The 15546-nt window shown below is 43.0% G+C and carries 13 protein-coding genes and 1 tRNA gene; 8 read left to right on the forward strand and 6 right to left on the reverse strand.

The features are described from left to right. Positions 1–310: 310 nt before the first annotated feature. On the reverse strand, positions 311–910 hold the full coding sequence (gene clpP / locus MKY34_RS07555) for an ATP-dependent Clp endopeptidase proteolytic subunit ClpP (RefSeq protein ID WP_342514573.1): 600 nt from the start codon (positions 908–910) through the stop codon (positions 311–313). A gap of 433 nt (positions 911–1343) precedes the next feature. Between clpP and MKY34_RS07560 the strand changes: the two genes are divergently transcribed. Continuing rightward, positions 1344–1415 (forward strand) — tRNA-Arg (locus MKY34_RS07560). Between the two features lie 142 nt (positions 1416–1557). Here MKY34_RS07560 and MKY34_RS07565 read toward each other — a convergent pair. From MKY34_RS07565 to MKY34_RS07585, 5 genes are all read right to left on the reverse strand, one after another. Then, the gene (locus MKY34_RS07565; RefSeq protein ID WP_342514574.1) at positions 1558–3156 is read right to left on the reverse strand and encodes an MFS transporter; all 1599 of its coding nucleotides are present in this window, start codon (positions 3154–3156) and stop codon (positions 1558–1560) included. A 134-nt stretch (positions 3157–3290) separates the two neighbouring features. After that, positions 3291–4235 (reverse strand): AEC family transporter, encoded by a 945-nt coding sequence (locus tag MKY34_RS07570; RefSeq protein ID WP_342514575.1) that lies wholly within the window; start codon positions 4233–4235, stop codon positions 3291–3293. 100 nt (positions 4236–4335) lie between these two features. Next, the gene (locus MKY34_RS07575; protein WP_342515213.1) at positions 4336–5997 is read right to left on the reverse strand and encodes an amidohydrolase; all 1662 of its coding nucleotides are present in this window, start codon (positions 5995–5997) and stop codon (positions 4336–4338) included. An 82-nt stretch (positions 5998–6079) separates the two neighbouring features. Beyond that, positions 6080–7675: an MFS transporter gene (locus tag MKY34_RS07580; protein ID WP_342514576.1), complete on the reverse strand. Its 1596-nt coding sequence runs from the start codon at positions 7673–7675 to the stop codon at positions 6080–6082. 323 nt (positions 7676–7998) lie between these two features. Next, the gene (locus MKY34_RS07585) at positions 7999–8613 is read right to left on the reverse strand and encodes a TetR/AcrR family transcriptional regulator (RefSeq protein ID WP_342514577.1); all 615 of its coding nucleotides are present in this window, start codon (positions 8611–8613) and stop codon (positions 7999–8001) included. A 259-nt stretch (positions 8614–8872) separates the two neighbouring features. Between MKY34_RS07585 and MKY34_RS07590 the strand changes: the two genes are divergently transcribed. The 7 genes from MKY34_RS07590 (at position 8873) to MKY34_RS07620 (ending at position 15502) form a co-directional block, all read left to right on the forward strand. Next, positions 8873–10447, forward strand: a complete 1575-nt coding sequence (locus MKY34_RS07590; RefSeq protein ID WP_342514578.1) for a long-chain-fatty-acid--CoA ligase — start codon at positions 8873–8875, stop codon at positions 10445–10447. Between the two features lie 74 nt (positions 10448–10521). Next, the gene (locus MKY34_RS07595) at positions 10522–11685 is read left to right on the forward strand and encodes an acyl-CoA dehydrogenase family protein (RefSeq protein WP_342514579.1); all 1164 of its coding nucleotides are present in this window, start codon (positions 10522–10524) and stop codon (positions 11683–11685) included. A gap of 44 nt (positions 11686–11729) precedes the next feature. Beyond that, positions 11730–12251, forward strand: a complete 522-nt coding sequence (locus MKY34_RS07600) for a MaoC family dehydratase N-terminal domain-containing protein (RefSeq protein ID WP_342514580.1) — start codon at positions 11730–11732, stop codon at positions 12249–12251. Between the two features lie 2 nt (positions 12252–12253). Then, positions 12254–12697, forward strand: coding sequence for a hypothetical protein (locus MKY34_RS07605; RefSeq protein ID WP_342514581.1), 444 nt, complete (start codon positions 12254–12256; stop codon positions 12695–12697). A gap of 5 nt (positions 12698–12702) precedes the next feature. Next, the gene (locus MKY34_RS07610) at positions 12703–13869 is read left to right on the forward strand and encodes a hypothetical protein (RefSeq protein WP_342514582.1); all 1167 of its coding nucleotides are present in this window, start codon (positions 12703–12705) and stop codon (positions 13867–13869) included. Between the two features lie 7 nt (positions 13870–13876). Beyond that, entirely contained in the window at positions 13877–14299 is a 423-nt protein-coding gene (locus tag MKY34_RS07615) for a Zn-ribbon domain-containing OB-fold protein (RefSeq protein WP_342514583.1), read from the forward strand. An 18-nt stretch (positions 14300–14317) separates the two neighbouring features. Continuing rightward, entirely contained in the window at positions 14318–15502 is a 1185-nt protein-coding gene (locus MKY34_RS07620) for an acyl-CoA dehydrogenase family protein (protein ID WP_342514584.1), read from the forward strand. Positions 15503–15546 lie beyond the last annotated feature (44 nt).

Below are 15546 nucleotides of genomic sequence, written 5' to 3' on the forward strand. Positions count from 1 at the left end.
GACCGTCTCCTGTCGATCGCTGACAATGGGACGGTTTTGTTTATTACGTTGTATTATCGGAGCGCGCATAATGTCGTGTGAACCGTGCAAAGTGGCTGGCGAAGCGATCATAATGTCGTGTGAACCGCGCAAAGTGGCTGGCGAAGCGATCATAATGTTGTGTGAACCGCGCAAAGTGGCTGGCAGAGCGCGCAAACAGTTGTGCGAACCGCGCAAAGCAGCTGTCAGAGCGCGTAAAAAGTTGTGCAGACCCCGCATAATCTTTGTGCATAAGAAAAAACCGACCCATTAGGATCGGCTTTCAAGATGATTATTTTGCGTCTTTCATGTCGCTACGAGAGATAATATGGTCAATTAAGCCGTATTCTTTCGCACGTTCTGCTGTCATGAAGTTATCACGGTCTGTGTCCCTAGCTAGAACTTCAATCGGCTGTCCCGTACGTTCTGCAAGGATGCCGTTTAGTTTTTCACGTAGGAAAAGAATGCGCTTCGCAGCAATTTCGATTTCTGTTGCTTGACCTTGTGCGCCGCCAAGTGGTTGGTGAATCATCACTTCCGCGTTTGGTAAGGCAAAGCGTTTGCCTTTCGTACCAGCTGCAAGAAGGAATGCGCCCATTGAAGCGGCCATCCCGATACAAATGGTTTGCACATCAGGTTTGATGAACTGCATTGTATCGTAAATTGCCATTCCAGCTGTAATGCTTCCACCCGGGCTGTTGATATAAATTGAAATGTCTTTATCTGGATCTTCTGCTTCTAAGAAAAGAAGCTGTGCGACAATCGAGTTGGACACATTGTCGTCGATACCGCTACCAAGCATAATAATGCGGTCTTTCAAGAGACGGGAGTAAATATCGTAAGCCCGCTCTCCACGGCTTGTTTGTTCGATTACTGTTGGTATTAGATTCATTCCATTTCCTCCTTCAAGGTGGATAGTTTTTTGAGGATGTTCAAAAATTTAGAAAAAAATAGCATTTGGATGTTTATACCAGTAGCACTCATCATTTTTACCGATGAATATGGCAGTTATTCAGTCATCCTCAGTTCTTTTTTCTTTCTTTTCAAACAAGCCATTTCAGTCTGTTGAAACCGCTTTATGTTTCAACTCTAACTTTATCATACATAGTATGGTCAACGAAGGTCAAATATAACGCTTTTAAAATAAATTCTGCAATATTAGTGTTTATTCATCCGTATTGGAATGATGAAAACCATTATTAAGGTATTGACTAGGTGTTTCAGATGGGCTATAATTAATATTGCATGAAAATATCGGATAACACGTTATCAAAGTTTCGAAAAGTATTATAAACAGCGTTGTTATAGTGTTTGTGAAACCTAACGTCCTCGTGGTGCAATGGATAGCACGCAAGCCTCCGAAGCTTGAAATGTGGGTTCGACTCCCGCCGAGGGCATATTAGTACCAACGATTTTACCCTTCATTGTTTAGTCAATGGTGGGTATTTTTTATTGTCCTGTATTGCAAGGACAAACTGATGAAACAAGACAACCTTCATCTTTGGATGAAGGTTGTCTTGTTGTACCAAATCATTTCATTTACACTAAATTTTCCTCAGCATGTGTAGTGACTACAGGTTGTTCCTTCACAGCTTTTTTCTGTGGGAGGAAAAGGCTGAGAACGATGATAGACGCAAAGAGGCTGGCGACAATGAGAGACATATTTTGGATTCCCATCGTAGCACCTTCACCTAAGGCTGTCGCCATGAGCTCTTCAAAACGTATGCCGAGCGTTTGCAATTCGGTTGCTAAAGCGCCATCGATGACTTTACCACCAGAGTTTCCGGCTTGCTGTACGGCTCCCATGAGATCAGGGTTAACGCCAGCAGCAGCGGCTTGACTTGTGAGTGAGTTTTGCTGGGCTGATAGGCTGAATTTTGTAAAGAGCACGATCCCCGTGACAGAACCTAGAGGAGCACCGAAGTCACGGATAACCGATAATAACCCAGAGCCGGCACCGTACTTATCAGTTGGAATGACATTTAAAGCGTATTTAAAGAAAATCGGAATGGCTGTACCGACACCGAAGAAAGCGGCTAATAGCAAAATATAGGAAGTAGACGTACTTGCATCAATTCTAGAGAAAATGAGTAGGGCAGTAGTTGGTATAATGAGCGTGCAAATCAGCAGTTTCTTATTATTGACTTTATCCGCTAACTTGCCGATAATCACGCCCCCAATAGCAGCGGCACCGGAGTTAAACATGAAGAATAATCCCGTTTCCGCGACATCTCCCCCAGGACGTGAAGTAAGAAAGAAGCTCATGGAATAGATGAATAATTGTAGTGCGGCAGTAAACGTTAAATAGCCAAGCGCCGCTAAGGCAAAAACGCGTTTCTTCAATAAAGACAGCTCGATAAGTGGATTGGGGATTCGATTTCCGAAAAACCATAAAAGTGCAGCTGCTAGTACGCCAGTTGCTAGTGTGCCGAGTGTGTAGGGCGATGCAATTCCGAACTGACCTACAAGTGTAGAAACCGATAAAATACAGGCAGTTGTGACAAAGAGCAAAAGAATCCCGACAAAATCCATAGATCCTTTGACGACACCTTTCGATTCTTTAATAAAGAACAATACAACTAAGAAGCCGGCAACTGCTAAGACACCGCTAATCCAGTAAATGATTGGCCAGCCGTATACTTTTACTAAAAAGCCTGCAAGGCCCGCTCCGAGCATAGCAGCTACAGCTTGTACGGAGTTAAATATTCCGGAAGCGATGCCCCTTTGTTCAGGTTGGAAGATGATTCCGATGTAGGCAATGACGATTGGGAATATACAAGAAACGCCTACACCTTGAAAAACACGTGCGACGAGTAGAAAAGAGAAGGTTGGGCTAACAGCAGCTGCGAATTCCGCGATGGCAAAAATCCCAATCCCGATTAATAGCACGCGCTTTCTTCCATGCTTATCCGCTAGTCTTCCCGTAATGGGATAAAGTGACGCAGAGACAATGTAAAACGACAGGACGATTAAACCAGCTAAATGGGATGGAACTTCAAAATGTGCAGCAATAACTGGGATGGCAGGAGCTTGAAAAGCCATTGCTTCAATAGCGATAAAAGCCCCGAATACTAAAGCGGAAAACTGAATCCATTGCGATTTGGTCGTTTTGGGTACTACAGTTTCATTTAACTCCATGAGTATTCCCCCTACGTATATTTAGTTTCCGTGACAGAAGTTCCACAATCTCTATTCACTGTAAATTGTAAAATGCATAACCTCCCACCGCTTGTAAAGTTATTTTTATTGGTTGTTTCTTCAATCACATTTGGTTAAGTAAGCAGACTAAAGTACGTTAACACGTAAATCATGACAGGAATCGTTAATAATGCAAGAATCGTAGATAACACGGTCGTAATGGCGCCCATGTCCTCATCGGCAGAGTATTTTGCAAATAAGATAGAGGCCAAGGTTAATGTCGGCATCATCGATTGAATCAGCACGGTTTGGACAATGGTCATGTCTAATTGAAAATAGCCAATTAATACGGCAACCAACGCTGGCAGCATCAGGAGCTTCACAGAAATAGGAATCCAAACTTTTAAGCCATTGTCTTTTACTCTTGAAAACTTGATAGACATGACAAGAATACCTATGTAAAACATGGCTAATGGTGCGGCAAGTGCCGCTAACTGATCGACTAGATTGATGATTAATGTTGGGGGGCTATAATGAAAGTACGATACAATTAGCCCAACAAAAATAGAGATAAGTGGAATATTAATCATTGATTTAAATGTATCAAGCTCAATTGATCGATTTTTTTGCAGTATTAGGACGCCTACAGTCCAAATCGTAAAATCCACACCTGCATCAAAAATGGCGGCATACAATGCACCTTCAGGCCCAATTAGCACCGCGCATAACGGAATGCCGATAAAACCCGTATTGCCAAGACCGGCCAATAAAGCTAGCTCAGCATGTTTTTTTGATTTTTTATAAAAAATGAATGATAGTACCCAACCTAAGCCGATTCCAACGACATTTATCAAGATGGATACGAAAAAAACAAGAATAATCGTACGAAATGTATCATTATCCATCTTCACATTAAAAATGCTCGATAAAATAATGCTCGGCATCGCAATATTGACAATCAAACTGATGAACACACCACGAGTATCATCATTGAATTGGAATGACTTTGAAAGAACCGCCCCAATTACAATCATGAATGAAATGATAGCAATTGATTGAATAACAATACTCAGCTCCATTGGCATACCTACCTTTAACTACTTTCAAGAATACTTCTTTCTTCATTCAAAAGATCGGGGCTCGACATTTGTCGAACCGACCTTTGAATGAAGAATAGACTTAGTATGTTACTAAACTTTTTGCTCGTTTATAAACCATCTCTCCATCTATAAATGTAGCAAGAACTTTTATATCTTTAATGTGAATCGGGTCAACAGCTGTTGGATCTTTATCTAGAATCGCAAAGTCTGCACGTTTGCCTACTTCAATACTTCCCGATGCTTCTTCGTCAAAGTTTAGCTGTGCACCATAAAGGGTCATGGATTTTAAAGCTGTAAGGACATCGGTTCTTTGATCGGCTCCCAAGACACGTCCCTCTATCGTCAGGCGATTGACGATTGCCCAAATAGAAAATAGGGGAGAGATAGGGGTAATTGGACAATCAGAATGTACGGTAAACAACAAGCCTTTGTCAGCTGCTTCTTTCACGGGACTGATGCGCTGTGCACGTTCGGGTCCGAGAAATATACGTTCATGTCTGTCGCCAAAATAATAGACATGATTAATAAAAAAGGAACTCGCTACGCCAAGTGCTTTCATTTTACGTAAATCCTCTGAACTTGCTGTTTGTGCATGTTCAATGCGATGTCGGTGATCTTGTCGGGGGGCATTTTGTAGCGCATACTCATATCCTTCCAAAATCGACTCAATCGCCTTGTCGCCATTTCCGTGAATCGCAATTCGGAATCCACGGCTGTGTAAATCGAGTAATTGCTTGTTAAAGGCTTTTTGCTCGTGGATGAGATTACCCGTTAATTGTCCATCACAATAATAAGGCTGTCGTAAAGCTCCAGTTAAACCTTGTATGGAGCCATCCTGGAATAGCTTTGCACTATCTAACTGAATCCGCCCATTTGACTGTTCTTGTATTTCTTGAGCGAGTTGCTCCGCAGAGTAATGACTAAACATGCCACCTCCCTGTAGAAGTGTGTGCATGATCATTAATTGGGAGCGCATCGGGTTGACCTTCGATTTTGCCGCTTTAAAATGGACTTGTAATTCTTTGCCAGGATCATTCAACATGCCGACTGCAGCATCGGTATTCATGGTGATTCCCTGGGAAATATATTCTTGCGCTGCTTTGCCAAGCAGTTCAATCATTTCCGCTTCTGTCTTTTCCGGAATGACCTGAGTGACAGGGCACATCGCCGCATGTTCATATAAAACACCATTCAGGCATCCGTTACTATCCCTACCAAAGCTCCCCTTTGAAGTGTCCTCAATATTTTCCGGAATCATCGCCAATTCTAATGCTTTTGAATTGGCGACAGCTATATGACCAGAAGAATGGCTAATATAGACAGGATGATTCGGTACCGCTTTGTCGAGTTCTTTTCTAGTAGGATGGCGCTGTTCCTGTAGGAGCGTATCATCATAGCCAAAACCTTGTATCCACTGACCTTCAGGAAGCTGTTCAGCTTTGGCACGTATTCTCGTTACTAGATCCTCAATCGTTGTATTGAGTGGTGAGCTGCAATTTACCATGTCCATCATCAGTGCGTAAGACAAAATGTGGTTATGTGTATCGATAAAACCTGGAATCAAGGTAGCGCCTTCTAAGTTGACGATTTTTGTTTGATCTGAAATGTTTACGGTGTTGGTAGGAGGCGTTGGCGTATCCCAAATCTCCATAATCCGCCCATCTTTAACAGCTAAAGAGCATGCTTTTTCATTTTGCGCATTCAGCTTCAAAATCACAGCATTTGTAATTATCAAATCCATTACTGTCAACTCATACCCCTCCTAAGTAACAAGATTAAAAATTAATATCATATAAAGAGAATGTGATAACAGAAACAGGCTATTAAGCTAACTCTTCCTGACTCACGTCAATCACAGCTGGTTGTTTCGATGATTTCACCTGCGGAACAAGACTGCTCAGAATAATAAGGACGATAAAGATCCCCGCAACAACAAAGGACATATTTTGGATTGCCGTGGTAGCGGCTTCGCCTAAAGCTGTCGCCATCAAGTCTTCGAATTGTATGCCAAGCATTTGTAACTCGTTTGCCAGCGCACTATCAATGATTTGACCGCCAGAACTTCCCGCTTGTTGTACAGCACCCATAAGGTCTGGATTTACACCAGCCGCCGACGCTTGGCTCGCAAGGGAAGCCTGTTTAGACGATTCACTAAAACTTGTAAAGAGCACGATACCCGTGACGGAACCTAAAGGTGCCCCAAAGTCGCGAATGAAAGACAAAATCGCAGAGCCTGCTCCATACTTTTCCGCTGGGATTACGTTTAACGCATATTTGAACAGGATAGAAATTGCTGAACCAATTCCAAAGAATGCGGCTAGCATTAAAATATGACTGATTGATGTCTCCGACTCCACCCGAGAAATTAAGAACAGGGAGGCTGTCGGTATCATAAATGTGCAAATAAGTAGTTTTTTCGGATTGACTTTGTCGGCAAGCCTTCCGACAATCAAACCGCCAACAGCGGCAGCGGCTGAATTGAATAGAAAAAATAACCCTGCTTCCGTTACATCTCCATTAGGTCGTAAATTTAAGAAAAAGCTCATGGAAAAGATCAGTAGCTGCATAGCCGCAACATATAACAAGTAAATGAGCCCAACCAAAGCGAATGTACGCTTTTTCAATAAAGACAATTCCATAATAGGATTTGGTTTTTTGTTGCCCGTTTTCCATAATAGAAATGCTGACAAGAAGCCCATGAACAAGGCGCCTAAGGTATAAGGTGACGAAATCCCAAATTGGCCTACGAGAGTGGAAACGGATAACAAACATCCAGTAGTAATGAAGACTAAGACAACGCCAAGATAATCAAAAGAACCTTGGACGACCCCTTTCGACTCTTTGACGAAAAATAGTACGACGAAAAACCCTGCTAGTGCTAATGCACCGCTAACCCAGTAAATAATAGGCCATCCATAGATGCTGACCAAAAATCCTGCGAGTCCTGCGCCGAGCATAGCCGCAACGGCTTGAATCGAGTTGAACAAGCCTGAAGCCATCCCACGTTGGTCCGGGTGAAAGAGGACGCCGATATACGCGATGACAACCGGGAAAATGGCGGCAACGCCTACTCCCTGAAACACTTTACAAACGAGTAAGAAAGAGAAGGTTGGGCTGATGGCAGCGGCAAATTCAGAAATTGTAAAAATGGCTAATCCGATAAGAAGGACTCGTTTTCGTCCATACTGATCTGCGAATCTTCCCGTGATGGGATAGAGTGAGGCAGAGGCAATGTAAAAAGAGAGTATCATGATACCGGCCAAATGCGCTGGAACTTCAAAATGTGTAGAAATCACTGCAATTACAGGAGCTTGAAAGGCCATTGCTTCAATCGCTACGAATGCACCAAATACGACAGCAATAAACTGAATCCATTGTGATGTAGACGTTTGAACTTCTGAATTCTCCCTAACTTCCATGAATATTCCCCCTAATCATTTTTAACTGCCACGAATAGCCCTACAACAAATACTTACATCGCTTTCTGATGACTGGTCTATAAATAATGTTGAATGCGCTTACAAAATATAAATATCAGAACCGTAATACGCCTCCCCCGAAGTAAATTAGGTGGTGAAAAATTCTGACTACTAGTCATTGGGTGAATTATATGGGGGAATATTCAACTTGACAACCACTAAAAGTAGCAAAAATATCGGTAACCCGACACTTTTAGAGGAAATGTATGAAAACGATGCTAGTAACAACTGAAAAGGGTTTAATTAACAATTACAGGGTCTAATCATAAAATATTTGCAGGTGTTAAATGGGGAATGTAGGGTTTCAACATCATGATTTTAGTAAGTTCATTGGCTATATCGTTCGAATCATGTTCCGAGTCTGGAGAGAATAACCAATGGCAAATAAAACCGACGAGGGTTGACGAAAGATAGCAGGCGAAAAAACCACTATGAATAGGTTGTTCATCATCTATTTCTTGGTGTTCAATTCTCTTTAAGAAAAAATGATACAAGTCCTCAGAAAGAAGCGGAATAAATCGTGTTCTTCTATTATTCAATAATGTTTTGAAGTAGAGTGAATGCTTTTCGATATAAGAAAAAATGGTAGTTGCTGCATGTAGGAGAAACGTTTTTTCATTGATCTTTGTTGGGGTATCGTACGATAGGTCCTCTATGCTATTAATAATCCCCTTTGTTAAATCCTCAATTAAGCAAGCGAGTAAATCCTCTTTGTCTTTAAAATGTGCATAAAAAGTAGAACGATTTAAATCTGAGCGGTTGACGATATCGGTAATAGAGATAACAGATAGATCTTTTTCATTTAGCAAAGAAATTAATGCGTCTCGTAACGCTTGTTTTGTGCGTAAAATTCTCCGGTCGACGTTTTTAGTTTCCATGTATATCACCCCTAGAATGTATTGAATTACTCAATCCTATGTCATAGCTACAAAAAAATGGGGGAGAATAGATTGCCTATTCTGAAACTATATATTACTTTATACGCAATATCAATGATAATCTGAATATTTGGATAACCTGTAAAACTTACAAGTAATTTTTATTTTAGGTATTGCGTTTATAGCAATCTTGGATTACTATATGTGTAGTAATAGAATATATTGAAAAGTTGGAATATTGACAAAGGAGGGGTCGGGGTTGAATGCGTATCTATTGCTAGAGATTGCTACCGGGATGGTACCAGAACAAGAAATCCTTACATTTGGAGATGAAAGACAGACGTATTCACAGTTAATGGATAATACAGGAAGTCTTGCAGCGGCACTTGCGTCATCTGGAATAGGGCAAGGCGACCGCATTGGTCTCATCGCAACAAATTGTTCGGAGATGATTGAAATCTTTTTTGCAGCGTTTCAATTAGGTGCAGTCATCGTGCCGATCAATTATCGCGCGAAAGTGGATGAACTGTCATTTATGATTCAGGATGCAGGTATTAAGGTGTTATTTTTGGAACCACGTTACGTGGATTTAATCACACCGTTTTTACCGACGAGTGGCATCCAATCTACCATCTGCATTGGGAAAACAGATCAAGACTTTCTCACATACGATGCAGTGAAAAAAGGCGTTACTCAGCCGCATGAAGGATTTGCGGATGTAGAATCGGGTGATTTGGCGGTTCTATTGTATACAAGTGGTACAACAAGTAAACCGAAAGGCGTCATGATTACACATGGGCAGTTAACAAACTATGTGATGGGTCACTCGGAAGTGGCCGGCAGTACAGATCAAGGTTCTTCGATTGTTTGTATACCGAACTATCACATTGCTGGAGCGACGAGTATTTGTAACGCCATTTACAGTGGTCGACGCTTAGTGCTCATCAGGCAATTTGAAGCGGGCGAGTGGTTGCATTCTGTCGAGAAAGAACAAGTAAATCATGCGTTCATGGTGCCAACGATGCTCAAGCAAGTGATGGATCACCCAGATTTCAGTTCAACGGACTTAAGTAGTCTGGAGAATTTATCGTACGGTGCTGCTCCGATGCCGCTTCCAGTTATTCGCAAGGCGATTGAATTATTCCCGGATACGACGAATTTCGCAAATGGGTTTGGGATGACAGAAACGACGTCTACCGTTTCTGTACTTACACCGGAAGATCATAAACTGACGGGGACAAGTGAGGAAATTGAGACGAAGATTCAGCGTTTGTCATCAGTGGGTAAGCCGCTCCCAGGTGTTGAAATTATGGTAGTCGATGATGATCGTAACCCAGTAGAAGCGAAGACGATTGGCAATGTCTATGTGCGAACAGGTAGGTCGATGAAGGGCTATTGGAAACGTCCAGAGGCTTCTAAAGAAACGTTGGTAGATGGTTGGATAAATACGGAGGATATGGGCTGGCTTGATGAAGATGGTTATTTGTTTTTATGTGGTCGCAGCTCCGATATGATCATCCGAGGCGGGGAGAATATTTCGCCAGCAGAAATCGAAGATGTATTCTTTCAACATCCTACGGTAGCTGATGTGGCAGTCGTTGGCGTTCCAAGTTTGGAATGGGGAGAAGAAGTATTGGCCGTGATTGTCGCGCATGATATAGAGAATCCCCCGCCAGTTGAAGAGCTAATGACTCATTGTCGCGAGCATTTAGCAAGCTTTAAACGACCTTCCGAAATTAGATTCGAATCCGAACTACCTCGGAATTCGACAGGGAAAATCTTGAAGAGAACACTTCGAGAACAGTTTACACCGGCTAATGAAGCATACGGTTAAAACCGTTGTTATTCATAAGAAGTAGGATAGTTTCTTGATGACGTATTCCTAAAAAAAGTAATGGGGTGAGAGAGATGCGTTTTGATTTAACTGACGAACAGCAACAATTGAAGCAAGAAATCCGCACCTATCTAGACAAACATGTAACGCCAGAACTCGTAGAAGAATTAAAGGGAAATCCCGATGGAGGTCCATTGTGGAAGACCTACATTAAGAAGTTGGGCGAGGATGGCTGGCTTGGCGTTGGATGGCCTGTTGAATATGGGGGACAAGGAAAAACACCTTTGGAGCAATATATCTTCTTGGAAGAAATCAATCGTACAGGTGTGAACATTCCTTTTATTACGCTGGAGACGGTTGGTCCGACGCTTATGAAGCTTGGAACAGAAGAGCAAAAAAACTACTTCTTGCCAAAGATTTTAAAAGGCGAAATCGAAGTGGCGATTGGCTACACGGAGCCAGAGGCGGGTACTGACCTTGCTTCTTTGCAAACGCGAGCGGTGAAAGACGGCGATTCGTACATCATTAATGGACAAAAAGTGTTTACGACAAATGCCCACATATCCGATTACATTTGGCTCGCAGCACGGACGGATCCCGATGCGCCTAAACATAAAGGCATCTCCATCTTTTTAGTACCGACGAACACGCCGGGGGTTTCTGTAGATACGACGCATTTGATGGGAGAAAGAACGAACAGTACCTACTATGATAACGTTCGTGTACCTGCCGATGCATTGGTAGGTGAGGAGAATAAGGGATGGCAATACATTACGACACAACTATCCCTAGAGAGGCTGATGTTGTCTACTTACTCCAGAATGGAACGCATGGTGGAAGAGACGACGGAATGGGCGAAGGAAACCGTGATGGATGGAAATCGAGTCATTGATAATCCTGGGGTACGCGACAGCCTAGCCGAATTGACGGTCAAACTTGAAGTACTTCGATTGCTTAATTATCGGGCTGCTTGGTCGCATGAAAATGCCAATGAAGCACCTTTCCGACCTTCAATGAACAAGGTATTTGCTGCTGAACTGAACCAGGAAGTCTATGACACATGCATGGGCATTATGGGGATGTTTGGTCAATTGCGAGCGGATTCGAAGTGGGTGGTTGCAGATGGAAGTGCGGAAAGATATTCGAAGAGCCAATTAGTGTACCTTTTTGGTGGCGGTGCGAATGACGTGATGCTAGATCTTGTTGCGAGATTTGGTCTTGAGTTACCAAAGGTTTAAGGTTTTATGCAAGCGCTATCATTTTGAGGAGGGGGAAATAGACAATGACCTTAACAAGAGAAGAAATAGACCAATATGTAGGGATTGACTCGGAGAAAATTAAAGGACCCGATGCCGTTTGTAAGCAGATGATCCGACATTGGTGTGAGGTAATGCAAGAGAATAATCCGTTATATTTAGATGAAGAGTACGCGGCAAAGACAAAATACGGTGAAGTGATTGCACCGCCAATGCAAGTGCAGGTCTATACAATGAGCCCTCTTTGGCCAGTGGCGGAGCGAAAGCTGAATCCAATGGAACACATGGTGAAGCTAATGGAAGAGGCAGGGTACTCGTCCATCGTGGCGACTGAACAAGGTCAGGAGTATTTTGCACCCATGAAAGTAGGGGATGAGATTAGTTACACGATTTCCGTTGATGTCGTTTCTCCTGAAAAGCAAACGAGTCGTGGACCGGGTTATTTCATTACTTTCCTTTATACATTTGTCAATCAAAGAGATGAATTAGTCTGTAAACAAACCTTTACAATTTTGGCATACAATTCGATTGCGAAGGAGGGGGCATAAGGATGCAGCTAACAAAATCAGAAAGCATCACTTGGGATGAAGTAGAAGTAGGCTATGAATTACCCGTACATGAGAGAGAGATTACAGCGGCATTGATTGCAGGTGGAGCTATATCGGCTACTCACGATTATGCGGCGGTCCATCATGACTACCATGCCGCCCGTCAAGCGGGAGCTGACGACATCTTTATGAATATTTTAACGACGAATGGTTTGATTGGTAAGTACTTAACGGATTGGGCAGGGCCGACATTGGAAATTAAAAAAATTACACTCAGACTTGCGGTTCCAAACTATCCTGGTGATCGCATGACAACGACTGGTTATGTAACAAAAAAATACGAGGCGGAAGGACGACACTTGTTAGAGATTGAGTTTATCGGGAAAAACAAGATTGGCTATCATGCGAGCGGAAAAGCTGTCGTAGCTCTTCCGGTGAGGGGGTAATGGGTATGGGAACTGTACGAGATAAAACGGCGATTGTTGGTATTGGGGCTACGGAGTTTAGTCAGAATTGTGGAAGAAGCGAGCTTCGTATGGCACTAGAAGCTATTTTGGATGCGGTGGAGGATGCGGGTCTAAAAGTAGAAGATATCGATGGAATGATCAATTATACGTTGGATACTGCCGATCAAATTGAAATTGTACGATCGTTGGGTATTCCGAATCTAAGTTTTTTCAGTAAAGTACCATATGGAGGCGGTGCAAGTTGTGGAACGATTGCACATGCGGTGGCCGCGGTGGAATCAGGTATGGCTAATTATGTGGTGTGTGTACGTTCGATTCGAGACGCATCCGGCCCTGTAACGTATGGTGATTTTGAACCTACACGCGTTTCCGGTGATACGTATATGGGGATGTATCATCCGTATGGCCTGCTGACACCAGTATCGTGGGTAGCGATGTTTGCGCAGCGATATAAGCACGAATATGGCATTAAAGACGGCGATTTGGGATGGATCTCCTTAGTTAATCGAGAGAATGCGAATCGCAATCCGAAAGCGATTTTTCACAATCGTACCTTGTCGATGGAAGAATATATGAATTCTCCCATCAACGTCGAACCGTTACGTCGACATGACTGCTGTTTAAGTACGGATGGAGCTGTTGCAATCATTGTCACTTCAGCTGAACGTGCAAAACATTTGAAGCAACGTCCCGCTTATATTTCTGGGGTGATCCAAGGCATGTCGACAAATGGCGAAGTGATGACAAGTTATGCCCGAGAAGATATTACCGTGTTACATGAGACCGAGGCTTATGGGAAGAAGCTGTTCGAAATGGCTGATATGACACCGAAAGATATTGACGTTGCACAATTTTATGATGCTTTTAGTCCTCTCGTTCCGATGCAGCTAGAAGCACTTGGATTTGTTGGGAAAGGTGAAGGCGTTCCGTATTGTGAAGGGGGGACGCGTATCCGTCTTGATGGCGAATTGCCAATCAATACTTCGGGCGGTCTGATGTCTGAAGGTTATCTACACGGTATGAACCTCATATCTGAAGGGGTTCGCCAAATTCGTGGAACATCTACTTCGCAAGTAAAAGATGCAGAAATATCATTAGTCACTGGGGGATTAGGTGTTCCGTCAAGTGGTCTCATTTTAAAAAGGAGGTAATGGATAGATGGTTAAACATGAAGAGAAGGTTATGACGCCAAGACCAATGATGAATCAAGACACTGTGGAATATTGGGAGAAGCTACAAGAAACAAAGCAACTACATTTACAAAGATGTCAACATTGTAAAACGTATTCACACCCGCCGCGCCCAACTTGTTATAAATGTCGTTCATTCGATATGGAGTGGGTTCCGTCATCGGGTAAAGGCGTTATTCATAGCTATGTTGTGTATCACCGATCCGTTCACCCGGGCTTCAAAACACCATATGAGGTTATTCTTGTGGAGCTAGAAGAAGGTGTTCGTCTTGTTTCCAATATGGTAGATTGTGAGCCGGACGAGGTCTATATCGGAATGCCTGTTGAAGTTGTTGTGGACCAAGCATTTGAAGATGTGGCTATGCCGAGGTTTAAGCGACAAAACATTTAAAGAGGGAGGGATAAGCGAATGGATTTTTCGTTAAATGAAACCCAAGCAGAATTTAAACGTACAGCCCAAAAGTTTTTTGAAGAGAAGTGCACGGTAGCTGCTCTAAAGGGATTTGAGGAAAGTGAGGGGCAGTATTCACCTGCCCTTTATAAAGAATTAGCGGATCTAGGCTTTTTAGGATTAATCGTACCAGAAGAGTACGGAGGATTTGGCGGCAGTTTGATGGACTTGGCATTGATTGTAGAAGAAGCCGGTTGGGCCATTCTTCCTTCGCCGTTTTTATCGACAGTTGCCTATGGAATTGTTCCGCTATTAGCGAGTGGAACAGAAGAACAGAAGCAGGAGCTACTGCCGAAAATTGTCGCTGGAGAGCTTGTTTTCTCCGGGGCGTTGTCAGAACCTCAGGCACATTATGCGCTGAATCATATTACGACTGCTGCAGAGAAAAGTGGCAAAGATTACACGCTTTCAGGCAAAAAGTTATTTGTGCCATACGGACAATCTGCTGATTATCTAGTGACCTTAGCTAGAACGGAAAAGGGAACGGAAGCGACTCATGATGGGCTAAGCCTTTTCTTAGTAAAAGGAAAACAGCCGGCTATTCAAACAGCACCTTTGGCATCGATTAACGGAGAAGGACTGGTGGAAATAGACTTCCGAAATGTCGCACTTTCTGAAACGGATGTCCTAGGAGAAGCAAACAAAGGCTGGTCTCTAACACAAAAGACGCTACAGATGGCGACTGCGCTGCAGTGTATTGAAATGGCAGGCGTACTCCGCCGGGCATTGGATGTTACAACGGAATACGTAAAAGGGCGTACACAGTTTGAGCGTGCAATTGGTAGTTATCAATCTGTCCAACACCGATTGGCCAAAATGTATACGGTCGTTGAAGGTGGACAATTAGCAGCTTATCAAGCCATTTCACGACTGGAGGCAGGAGCCTCTGCTGAAAAAGAGCTGGCAGTTGCCAAAGTATGGCTAAGTAAGGAAGGCCAGAGTGTATTAGTTGGTGCGCATCAATTACATGGCGGAATGGGACTGGATATGGATTATCCACTACAATATTGCTTCCGTCGCTTTAAGAGCCTACAGCTGAATATTGGTTCAGCATCTGCCCATCTGACTGAGCTTGGGAAGTCGTTGGTACAGCAAACAGGTGAGAGTGTAAAAGAGGACGCGGCTAAACAGCTTGTATTTTAAAATATACGTTGAACAAAGGAACCTTTCTAACACTGCTCGGCGCT

The organism is Sporosarcina sp. FSL K6-1522 (assembly GCF_038622445.1).
GTDB lineage: Bacteria > Bacillota > Bacilli > Bacillales_A > Planococcaceae > Sporosarcina.